This is a genomic window from Vibrio sp. Vb0304 (genome assembly GCF_033338995.1).
Classification (GTDB): domain Bacteria; phylum Pseudomonadota; class Gammaproteobacteria; order Enterobacterales; family Vibrionaceae; genus Vibrio; species Vibrio alginolyticus.
The window spans coordinates 1-1,209 of sequence record NZ_JAWOTT010000212.1; the positions used below are offsets into that span (position 1 = coordinate 1).

A 1,209-nucleotide genomic window follows, 5' to 3' on the forward strand; every position below is an offset into this window, starting at 1 on the left:
GACTTAAATTTATGTTGTTTGTGTTTCAATTTTCTTATTCAGATTAACTAGCAATTAGATCATCGGTAACTCAAAGCATCGAGTGAACGCGCTGTTGGATATAGGGAACGACTTCCGACTCAAACCATGGATTCTTCTTTAACCACAGCGTATTGCGTGGGGAAGGGTGAGGTAGAGGAATAAACTCAGGTTCCCAATCTTGCCATTGCTGAACGGTTTGCGTGAGAGTTTTGGGCTTGTTGGTGAGGTAGTACTGCTGAGAGTACTGACCAATAAGCAGAGTCAACTCTATATTGGGGAGCTGTTCGAGAATCTTTTTGTGCCATGTAGGAGCGCACTCTTTTCTCGGTGGCAGATCTCCCGAGTTACCTTTACCCGGATAGCAGAATCCCATTGGTACAATGGCAATTTTATTCGGGTCGTAGAACACGTCTTTGTCGATATCAAGCCATTGGCGCAGTCGGTCACCACTTGGATCATTCCAAGGTATCGAAGTGCTGTGGACTTTTGTTCCTGGCGCTTGGCCAATAATCAGAATGCGTGCGTTTTTACCGGCTTGAACCACAGGGTTGGCTCCGAGAGGTAAACTCTCAGCGCAGATTTGGCACGCGCGCACTTGTTGGAGTAGATTCTCTAGAGACATCGGTCTTTAATACCCCTTTTCGAAATCCACTTGATTGTTTAATGAGAAACCATCGCGCCAAAGTCGGTAATTTTCGGCAAAAATGTCGACCACCTGTTCAGGAAAGCTCAATGCGGCAATGTGTGGCGTGATGGTCACTTGCGGTAATTTCCAAAACGGATGCGCTGGAGGCAATGGTTCTTGCTCAAACACGTCCAAGAAAGCGTGTTCTACCCAGCGATTCTTGATGGCGAGCAACAAGCTGGCTTCATCCAACACATCTCCTCTACCTACATTGAATAATAAAGCTTGGTTGAGATGTTGAAGTGTTTCACGGTTGAGCAAAGCACGAGTATTAGGTGTACTCGGTAATGTATTAACGACAATATCTGCCTTTCTTAAAGCATTTGCTAGTTCATTGATGTGGAAGGTTTGTGCAAATTCATCATTGGCTGTTGGAATTCCTGTGCGATTAATACCAATCGTGTTAATCCCCATCGTCTGGGCCGTTTGTGCTAGGCATTTCCCAATGCTACCCGTGCCGAGAATCACCATGGTTTTGCTTTGCAGTGATGTGTAGAGATGCG

2 protein-coding genes are annotated in these 1,209 nt (G+C 45.7%); both read right to left on the reverse strand.

Features of this window, described 5'->3' with window-relative positions; translation table 11 throughout:
* Positions 1-70: 70 nt before the first annotated feature.
* Positions 71-643 carry a uracil-DNA glycosylase family protein gene (locus R7P35_RS25070; protein ID WP_015297453.1) on the reverse strand — a complete coding sequence of 191 codons (573 nt, stop codon included), beginning with the start codon at positions 641-643 and terminating at the stop codon, positions 71-73.
* A gap of 6 nt (positions 644-649) precedes the next feature.
* Positions 650-1,209 (reverse strand): NAD(P)-dependent oxidoreductase (locus tag R7P35_RS25075; RefSeq protein ID WP_318093099.1); only part of this gene is annotated, 560 nt, incomplete at its 5' end.